The following is a 9091-nucleotide window of genomic DNA, read 5'->3' as shown; positions in this document are numbered from 1 at the left end:
TGCTTAACTCCCTGCGTCTGTTCCTGTTGCCGGAGAACAACTTCAAGAACAGCCGCAAGAAGTTCGCCTTCCGCAATGCCAGCGCCGGCAGCTTTTACACCAATGAGGAAAGCTACCAGCATTACTTCCCCAGCCAGTTCAGTTTCCTGATCATGGAAGCCGAGAACCCGGCCGGGGTGCATTGCCAGATTCTGTACCGCGACAGCGCCAGCCAGCTCAGCTACGGTCGTGCCTTTGTGCCGGTGGGTTATGACCAGCTGCGGCCGCTGTTCTGGAACGGTGACGATGAGGACGGTATCGGCCAGGCGGTGCCGGAGCTGTCGTTCAGCCGCCTGTCAGAGACCCTGAAAAAGCTCTCCAGAGAAACCCGGCTGGTGAATGACCCGGCCAGACTCAAGCAGATGCTGTACAGCAGCGAGTTGATGAACGCGGATGCGGTGCGCTATTCCGTGCTGCCCCTGGGTGAGTCTGACGAGCGCCGGGTGCAGTCGCTGCGCACGCTGATTCTGCTGCTGTTCGAAATGAAGGCGGACGATCAGGCCATGGCCAACGCGGTGGCCAGCATTATCGAGGCGGACAAGAAGTTTGCTGACGACGCCTTTGATTTCAATATTGATGACTTCCTCAATCGGCATGACCAGTTAAAGCAGCAACAAACCCAACTGAACCGGATCGAGAAAGAGCGTTCCCGATTTGACAAGCTTTACCGGGATTATCAGGCCTATCAGAGCCTGCTTCGCAGCCAGCATGAGTTTGCGGCGTTTCGGGATGGCGTGGCCAATGCCCTGGAGGATATTGGCACCAGACGCAAAGCGGCGGTAGAGGCGTTCAATGAACAGAACGACATTCTGCGCCATGTGCTGCAGGCCCTGAAGAAACTGGAACAGGAGTCGGAGGGCCTGAAGGGCGAGATCCGTTCCGCCGACCGTCGCATCAAACAGTCCGAACAGAATCAGAAAGACGGCGATCTGCTGCTGTCCCAATATGGTGACATTACCCTGCAGGAAATCGAGGACATCCAGCGAGAGGAACTCGTGAGCAGGAAAGGGCATCTGGCGGCATTGAAGAGTGCCGCCCAGGCGGAAATCCGGCTGGAGCAGATTCAGCACGAAAAGCAGAAACTGGAGCGCAAGCTCGAAAATCTGAAAGAACGTGAAAGCAGGCAACGATGGCAGTTGCAGAACCAGCTGGACGAGGCCACTGCGGCACCGCTGCAGGCTGTGGACCCCCGGTTGGTGATGGCCAGTCCGGGGCAGGATCTGGATGCCGACACCAGGGCCGCGATCGAAGCCTTTGCCCGGTTGTTTGTGCCCAATGCCAAAGGCTTTGACTGGTTCGATGCCGAATACCCGGCCCAGCCGACGCGGCAGAGCAACTTCGCCGAGCAGCGCCGGCACATCGAGGGAGAGCTTCATGGGCTGGAAAAGGAACGTTCCGAGCTGGCGGACACCACCAATCAGGAACACGACAGGCCCCGGCTGATCGAGCGCACGGAAAAAGACATCCGTGCCATCGAGAAAGACCTGGACACCCTGAGCCGATACCCGGCAGCCGCGACCACCCTGCGGGACGCCACCGGGGAAAAGCAGGCGGCTGAAGAACAGTTGGCCAGACTGGACGAGCAGGCCCGGCTGGAGCAGCAGAAGCAGGATGCCGTGCAGCAAAAGGCCGCCCGGGCCAGAGCCGAAAAAGAGCGAGTCGAAGAGCGGGAGCGGGAACTGGCGGGTCTCAGCCGCAGTGTCGGAACCGTGGCGCACCGGTTCCCGCATCTGAAAGTCGTTACGGCTGAGCAGCCGCTGGATATTGAGCAGGTGTCTGTCGCCGCGTTCGATGACCTGCAAACCCGGCTGGATGACCTCGAAGAGCGCCGTCGCAGTATTCTCGACCACCTGCGTCAGTTCGTGTATCTGGGCATTCATGAAGACGCTGACGGCGAGCTGCAGAAGGACAGCCCGGCGTCTTCAGTCATTCGTGAGACTTTTAAAAGCCTGTCGGATCTGTTTGCGGGTATGGCAGAACGCTGGCATGTGCTGGAACAGCAGGTCGGGATCCATAACGAGACCGTGGCCAGCTACCGCCAGGCGCTGAAATCCAACCACGAACATATTGCCCGTTTTGAAACCCAGCTCAATCGTGAACTGGACGGCGTGCGCATCAATGATCTGGTGGAAATCCGGGTGGATATCCACACCGATCCGAAATTCCGCAACCTGGTGGAAGAAGCCAACAACATCGACCCTTATGGCAACCAGCTGCAGTCCGATGCCTTCTACGACCGTTTGCGGGTGTTTGTGGCGGACTTTTTCGGGGACCAGGGCGGCAGCAAGCGCCTGACCATGGACCGGGTTATCACCGGTATCTCCTACCGCACCCGCAAGGAAAACACTGCCAATCTGGACCGGAAGGGTCAGTCCACCTCCACCACGGCACTGATCAATCTGGAGCTGGTGTACCGGCTGCTGAAGCGGGTGCTGTATCCCGGCGTGCAACTGTCATTCCCCATGGTGCTGGACGAGCTGGCCAGCGTCGACATCAGCCAGATGCCATCGTTACTGGAGCGCCTGCGCAAGCAGGGCTTCAACCTGTTTTCGGCGGCCACCCACAGTGCCAGCGCGGAAGTGATTTACCTGATCGGCCGGCACCTGGAAGTGGGGCAGATGCGCACCTCCCGCCCCTACAGCCCGCAGCGCACCCTGGTGTTCTGGGGTGGTGCCGAGGGTTTCACCAACGGCGAGCCCGTGAGCCATTGGGCTGACCAGACCCAGAACAGCCTGCTGGAGCCGGCGGATGAGTAAACGCTTCAGCACCCTGGACACCGTCCGGCTGCTGTTCGAGCACCCGAGGATTCTGTTCCGGATGATCGAGCGGATGGACCGCAACGAGGCCCGATACATTCGTGAAAGTGATCTGGTGGCCGAGGTAATGGACTACACCCGCACCCTGGGTAATGCCGACCGGGACCGGGTGCGGCTGGCACTGAATACCGACAATCTGTTCCGCAGCGGGCTGGTGATCGACATCATCAAGGCCGAGGGCGAGCGGCGACTGGTGTTCCAGGATGCCCTGATCAGCCTGATGCGGGCCTGCAACGCGTCGCTTTACCAGGAGTTGACCGACGCCAGGCTGAGAGGCCATCTGGTGACCCTGCGGGATGTGCGTAATCGGCTGGAAATCAGCAGCTTCAGCAACGCGGACCCGGACTACACCGAGCTGCGGGACGACCTGAACGAGCGGGTCAGCCAGCTCATTGGCCTGCTACGCCAGAATGTGCTGCGCATGCAGACCATCAGTGTGCAGCTTGCGGACCTGTCCGGCGATGCCAGCCGGGCGCCGGAGAAATACCTGGAGTTCCGCCAGAACCTGTTCGAGCAGATCGTTACGCTCTATGAACGCCACATCAAGCCCACCCTGGTGTTTCTGAACCCGGACACGCGACTGCCCGACGGCAGTAACCTGTTCGAGACCGTCGAGGCCATGGTGCGGCTGCTGGAAAGCCACGGCGACAACAGCCTGGCGGACCAGTTGTTCCGTTCTTCGATCAGTCTCAACGCCCTGTACAAACCGATTCAGGCGGTGGCCCAGGAGGTGGAGCACTTCCTGCGCAAGACTCGCCAGGGCATGGTGCAGTACAACGCCATGGAGCATTTCTTCGGCAAACTGCAGGAGCTCAAGGGCGAAACCGAGACCCTCAGCCTGAAACGAAAATGGCTGGAGGGCGGGGACTTTGCCCGCAGCACCGGTTTCCTGATTGGCCTGCGGGCCCAGCAGCGCCCGAAGCACTATGCCTTCGGCCAGTCGTCCAGCTACTACCGGTTATTGTTCAGCGAACTGGAGCTGCGCCTGAATGATCTTCGCCGCAAAGCCGAGGTGCCGGTTCTGCAGGAAGTGGACGGCAGCGGTCGCCATACCCGCATTGATGTCCAGCGCATCAACCAGCTGTATCAGTGGCTCGAAACCCTGGAGCTGCGGCCGACCACGGATCTGGTGCGGGAGCTGCATGGCCGCCTGGACGGCTTCATTCCCGGTTACCGTTTCCCGGATCTGCTGGCGGCGCTGAACCGGTTGGTGAACTCGCCACCGGAGGGGCTGCAGGTGATTACCACCAACCGTTTCCGGATCCTGGATCAGTCATCCGACGGCGAGCAGTTCGTTTACCGCAGGCGCCGTCTGGAACCCAGTGCCGCGATCAACCAGCAAGAGCGATACCATGCCTGAATTCGATCAGATTCTGCCCGCCCACAGCGCAGCCATCTACCGGGAATTCCAGGCCGGCCGGGTGATTGTGCGCGACGTCTGGGACAGCAACCGCTCCGAGCTGCGCGCCAATTCGCTCTATAACCTGCTTTACAACCATCTGTCCCACTTCCGGACCTTCTATGAGCACCTTGGCAGCGAGCTGGTGTTCAACGAGACCGGTGCCTTTTTCTTTCTCAAGGAAAGCAGTGACGACGAGAACGAAGAGCACGATGAAAACGCCTTCCGGGTTCAGGTGATACTGCTGATTATCGGGCGTTATTTCGCGCGCAGCGGTCGGGACCTTGAATATCTTGGCCGTCCCGATGCCGGATTGAATGAGCAGGACCTCGTCGCTTTGAGTGGCGATGACGAATACCAGGAGATCCTCAGGGCTGCCCGCTTTGAAAAGGGGCTGCCTGAAGCTATGGACTACCTGGACAAGCGCAACCTGCTGTTTCGCTCTGGCGCCAGTCGCTGCTTCCTCAGTACTGCCGGTCTTTATTTTCTGCAGGAACTGGTCCGGGAGTATGAACGGGGCTAGCGCAGCCGTTGTCTGATTTTACTTTCGACTACTCTTGGGGCTTGTTCCGGCTCTGGGCGTACTGTTTCAGCTTTTCGGCGTAGTCCCGTATCGCGTGATCACCGGCGGCTGCCTTTCCCCAGCTCATCAGTAAACGCCTCAGTACCAGCCACGACCGCCAGAAGAAGTTGGGGCTTTTCCGGACCAGGCGGTGTCCGGGCGTGGTCGAGTCGGATTCGGGGCCGGTGGGGACTGTCGACAGGAATATGAGTGAGCCGTAATGGGTATAGCCGACCAGATTCCGCCGGAGCCATTCGGATATCTGGAATGTTCCGTTCAGCGGGATCAGGCGCAGTCCGCCGAGAACAAGCTTGAGACCGAACCCGAATGGCACGCGCGGTACGCCATCTGCCGCGTTGACCACGCGGTAAACGGGCGTCTTTATGCCTTCAAAGAAGCGGTCGTCTGCGACCCTCGGGCCGCCGAAGGTGTAGCATGCCCCGGTGCTTTCCCGTTCGAGGTAGCGGGTCGCAATCAGGGCCAGGGCCCCACCCAGCGAGTGACCCGCAATGTAGACGGGCGGGCCCTTGTGGCTGGTAAGGGTGGCTTCGATCAGGTCACGGACCTGATCGAATGCCTCGAGGAATCCCCGGTGAATGCGGCCACCGCCCGGCGCTGCCACCAGATCGGTCTTGATGTCGGTCAACACGTCCCTGATGTTGGGCTGGGTGCCCCGGAACACCAGGATCAGCATCTGTCCGGAGCCGTCGACCTGATTCAGTCGTGCCAGAAACGCCTCGGTGCCGGACTGGGCAAAGCCCTCAACGAATTCGAAGTTATGCTGTCCCAGTATCGTACTGATGTCGGATGACACTTCCTGGCCCGAGTCAAGCGCCCGCCGCACGAGCATCTCGACCGCATCCTCGGAGCCGCCCGACTCGACAGCGGCGCGAATCTCGGATACCAGCTTCACCACCGATACTTCTTCCGGAAGCGGTTCATAAACCAGACGTGAAAGCTCGGCCATGATCCACGAGGTGCGGTCCGAGTAGGCTGCCCGGGTAATTGGCGGAGTGGCAAGCAGATGCGGGGCGTCAAAATATTTGCTCATAGCATTCTCCCTAAGCTAAGAGTCATCCTGTCCTGCTTATTATTGTAGGCGAGCCGCCGGGGGCCGCAAATTCTCGCCTACCGCCCACACTCACAGTGCTACCCGGTGTTAATCCGCGTGTAGCTCGTTGGCGGCATAAAGGGTGTTCTGGAGCAGGGTGGCGATGGTCATCGGGCCGACGCCACCGGGCACTGGCGTGATCCAGGCGGCGCGTTCCGCGGCGACCGCAAATTCCACATCACCATGCAGCCTGCCATCGTCCGTGCGGTTGATGCCCACGTCGATCACAGTTGCGCCCGGTTTTATCCACTTGCCCTTGATCAACCCGGGCTTGCCGGCGGCGGCAATCAGAATATCGGCTTCGCCGACGAATTTTTCCAGGTTGTTGGTGAAACGATGACAGATCGTGACGGTTGCGCCCTTGAGTAATAATTCCATGGTCATCGGACGACCGACGATATTGGAGGCACCCACAATAACGGCATGCTGGCCCTTGTAGGGCGTGCCCACACTGTCAAGCAGGGTAATCACGCCTGCGGGTGTGCAGGGGCGCAAGGTCGGTTTGCGCTGCATCAGGCGACCGATATTGTAAGGGTGGAAGCCGTCGACGTCTTTGTCCGGGCGGATTTTTACCAGTATCGGATCGGCATCCAGGTGCTCCGGCAGCGGCAACTGCACCAGAATGCCATCAATACCCGGGTTCTCGTTCAGTTCATCCACCAGGGCTTCCAGGGTTTCCTGCGAGACATCCGCCGGCAGGTCGTAGGACAGGGACATGATGCCCGCCTGGTCGCAGGCCTTGCGCTTGTTGTCGACGTAGATCCGGGAGGCCGGATCGTTGCCCACCAGAACCACAGCCAGCCCTGGCGGCCGCAGACCCTGTGCGCGTCTGGCTTCCGTACCCATGGCGACGCGCTGGCGTACGCCTGCGGCGATTTCTTTTCCATCAATCAGTTCAGCGGTCATGTCTTTGTCTTGTTGGTTATGCGAGAATCAGGATCGGGTGCATTGTCTCACGGTTGCGGTCGTCAGCCAATTGCCCGGGGTAAATGGCGAAAAGCGTATTGACGGGCCGGGGTGGCGCCGGTAATATGCGCGCCAACTTTGCTGAGGTTACTGTTGTTCAGTCAGACGGGGTATAGCGCAGTCTGGTAGCGCGCCTGCTTTGGGAGCAGGATGTCGGGAGTTCGAATCTCTCTACCCCGACCACTTTCTGAATGTTCAGGTGGGCGAACGGTTCATGCGCTCGTAGCTCAGCTGGATAGAGCATCGGCCTTCTAAGCCGGTGGTCGCAGGTTCGAGTCCTGCCGGGCGCGCCATACCGCAGACGGTCTGATCCGTCCCGGAGACACCGAATCGGCAAAGTTAATCTGAAATATCTGTCGGGATCTGCCCGGCACCAGTCTGGATGTGGTGGACGTAGCTCAGTTGGTAGAGCTCAGGATTGTGACTCCTGCGGTCGAGGGTTCGATCCCCTTCGTCCACCCCAACTTCCTTAAGAAGTGGTTCCGGGTTGAGCTTCCTGCTTTCCACTGTGCGAGCGTGGCGGAACTGGTAGACGCGCTGGATTTAGGTTCCAGTGGGGCAACCCGTGAGAGTTCGAGTCTCTCCGCTCGCACCATTCTGTATTCTGGTTTTCTCTTCTTTCATATCCCGATCAACTCCTGGTGCCATTGTCCTGAAGTCCGGTTATTCGATGATTCTCTCGGCAAGGTAAACCGTGATAAACTGTGTGCTTTCAATTTTTGGGCTCTTTGCGGAATAACGGTCCGGCTGGCCCTTTTTTCAATATTTTCATTCACCTACAGAATCTGTAATTTGAGGATCTTCCATGCAAGCGTCTCTTGAAACGACCTCCAACATCGAACGTCGGCTGACGATTGGTGTGCCCGCCCAGGAAATTGATCAGGCCGTGCAGGCGCGCCTTCAGGAAACCGCGCGTACCGTCAAAATGAATGGCTTCCGCCCGGGCAAGGTGCCGATGAGTGTGGTCAAGCGTCGTTTCGGTGACAGTGTCCGTCAGGAAATCGTTGGCGAAGTCATGCGTGACAATTACGTCAAGGCGATCCAGGAGCAGGACGTGAATCCGGCTGGCTGGCCACGGTTTGAACCGAAGACCATGGAAGAGGGCAAAGACCTTGAGTTTGTAGCCATCTTCGAAGTTTTGCCGGAAATCGAACTGGGTGATTTCAGCAAGATCAGCGTCGAGAAGCCGGTTGCTGAAATCGGCGAAGAAGACGTCGACAACATGATCGAGAACCTGCGTCGCCAGCAGGCCACAATGAAGTCCGTCACGCGCGAGTCGAAGAACGAGGACGTGGTGCTGATTGACTTCAAAGGCTTCATTGACGGCGAAGAGTTCGAGGGTGGTTCTGCCGAGAACCACAAACTGACCCTGGGTTCCGGCCAGATGATCCCTGGCTTTGAGCAGGGCATTGTCGGCGCCAGGGCGGGTGAAGAACTCGAGGTCGAGGTAACCTTCCCCGAGGATTACCAGAGTGAAGAGCTGGCAGGCAAGCCGGCCAGGTTCGAGATCAAGATCCATGATGTCCAGGAGCCCCAGTTACCGGAACTGAACGCTGAATTTTTTGAAAAGTTCGGCATCAAGGCTGATGATGAAGCGGCGTTCCGTGCCGAAGTCCAGAAAAACATGGAGCGTGAACTCAAGCAGGCGGTTGCCAACAAGGTCAAGAACGACGTTGTTGAAGGACTGCTGGAGACCACGGAAGTCGACGTCCCGGCGGCATTGGCCGATCAGGAAATTGACCGTCTGCGCAAAGACGCTGTTCAGCGTTTTGGCGGACAGGTTGATTTCCAGCAACTGCCGAAGGAGATTTTCGAGGAGCAGGCGAAGCGTCGTGTCAAAACCGGACTGCTGTTTCAGGAAGTGGTCAAGAAAAACGACCTCAAGGCAGACGATGCCAGGGTAGATGCAAAGATCCAGGAAATTGCGTCAACGTATGAACAACCAGAAGAAGTTGTTGCGCACTTCAACAGCAATCCGGAGCAGAAGCAGCAGATTGAGTCCGCGGTGCTTGAAGATGCGGTGATCGACCTGGTTCTTGAACAGGCCACGGTCACGGACAAGCCGATGAAATACGAGGAAGCGATTCAGGCCGGACAGCAACAGCAGAACTGAAAGCACAAAGCTGGTACGAGGTACCGGTAGGCCCGATCCGGAGAACAGCTGGCAGGTCCGGCTGTTTTCATATGGAGCCTTTGCT

The 9091-nt window shown here is 58.7% G+C and carries 6 protein-coding genes and 4 tRNA genes; 8 read left to right on the top strand and 2 right to left on the bottom strand.

Annotated features, from left to right (window positions below):
- From VJ956_RS08750 to VJ956_RS08740, 3 genes are all read left to right on the top strand, one after another.
- Nucleotides 1–2795 (top strand): hypothetical protein (locus VJ956_RS08750; RefSeq protein ID WP_324083879.1); only part of this gene is annotated, 2795 nt, incomplete at its 5' end.
- Entirely contained in the window at nucleotides 2788–4215 is a 1428-nt protein-coding gene (locus VJ956_RS08745) for a hypothetical protein (RefSeq protein ID WP_324083876.1), read from the top strand. The genes VJ956_RS08750 and VJ956_RS08745, both read left to right, overlap by 8 nt.
- Nucleotides 4208–4777 carry a condensin complex protein MksE gene (locus VJ956_RS08740; RefSeq protein ID WP_324083874.1) on the top strand — a complete coding sequence of 190 codons (570 nt, stop codon included), beginning with the start codon at nucleotides 4208–4210 and terminating at the stop codon, nucleotides 4775–4777. The genes VJ956_RS08745 and VJ956_RS08740 overlap by 8 nt, the downstream gene beginning before the upstream one ends.
- Before the next feature lie 28 nt (nucleotides 4778–4805).
- Here the strand turns inward: VJ956_RS08740 and VJ956_RS08735 are convergent, their stop codons facing one another.
- Both VJ956_RS08735 and folD read right to left on the bottom strand, forming a co-directional pair.
- Nucleotides 4806–5867: a lipase family protein gene (locus tag VJ956_RS08735; protein WP_324083872.1), complete on the bottom strand. Its 1062-nt coding sequence runs from the start codon at nucleotides 5865–5867 to the stop codon at nucleotides 4806–4808.
- A gap of 108 nt (nucleotides 5868–5975) precedes the next feature.
- Complete coding sequence (gene folD / locus VJ956_RS08730) at nucleotides 5976–6833, bottom strand: bifunctional methylenetetrahydrofolate dehydrogenase/methenyltetrahydrofolate cyclohydrolase FolD (protein WP_324083871.1); 858 nt, start codon at nucleotides 6831–6833, stop codon at nucleotides 5976–5978.
- A gap of 166 nt (nucleotides 6834–6999) precedes the next feature.
- Here folD and VJ956_RS08725 point away from each other — a divergent pair.
- The 5 genes from VJ956_RS08725 to tig all read left to right on the top strand — a co-directional run bounded on the left by VJ956_RS08725 (nucleotide 7000) and on the right by tig (nucleotide 9006).
- Nucleotides 7000–7076, top strand: a tRNA-Pro gene (locus VJ956_RS08725).
- Nucleotides 7077–7109: 33 nt separating this feature from the next.
- Nucleotides 7110–7186, top strand: a tRNA-Arg gene (locus VJ956_RS08720).
- A 94-nt stretch (nucleotides 7187–7280) separates the two neighbouring features.
- Nucleotides 7281–7356 (top strand) — tRNA-His (locus VJ956_RS08715).
- Between the two features lie 47 nt (nucleotides 7357–7403).
- Nucleotides 7404–7488 (top strand) — tRNA-Leu (locus tag VJ956_RS08710).
- Nucleotides 7489–7698: 210 nt separating this feature from the next.
- Entirely contained in the window at nucleotides 7699–9006 is a 1308-nt protein-coding gene (gene tig, locus VJ956_RS08705) for a trigger factor (RefSeq protein WP_324083869.1), read from the top strand.
- The last annotated feature ends 85 nt before the right edge of the window (nucleotides 9007–9091 follow it).

Origin of the sequence: Marinobacter sp. (assembly GCF_035268745.1) — a bacterium.
Classification (GTDB): domain Bacteria; phylum Pseudomonadota; class Gammaproteobacteria; order Pseudomonadales; family Oleiphilaceae; genus Marinobacter.
The sequence above is the reverse complement of the archived record's forward strand: the minus strand, read 5'-3'. Positions and strand labels throughout refer to the sequence as shown.

Coding starts and splice junctions, on each gene's coding strand:
- VJ956_RS08735 (WP_324083872.1), bottom strand. CDS start 5,867: ATGAGCAAATATTTTGACGCCCCGCATCTGCTTGCCACTCCGCCAATT.
- VJ956_RS08745 (WP_324083876.1), top strand. CDS start 2,788: ATGAGTAAACGCTTCAGCACCCTGGACACCGTCCGGCTGCTGTTCGAG.
- folD (WP_324083871.1), bottom strand. CDS start 6,833: ATGACCGCTGAACTGATTGATGGAAAAGAAATCGCCGCAGGCGTACGC.
- tig (WP_324083869.1), top strand. CDS start 7,699: ATGCAAGCGTCTCTTGAAACGACCTCCAACATCGAACGTCGGCTGACG.
- VJ956_RS08740 (WP_324083874.1), top strand. CDS start 4,208: ATGCCTGAATTCGATCAGATTCTGCCCGCCCACAGCGCAGCCATCTAC.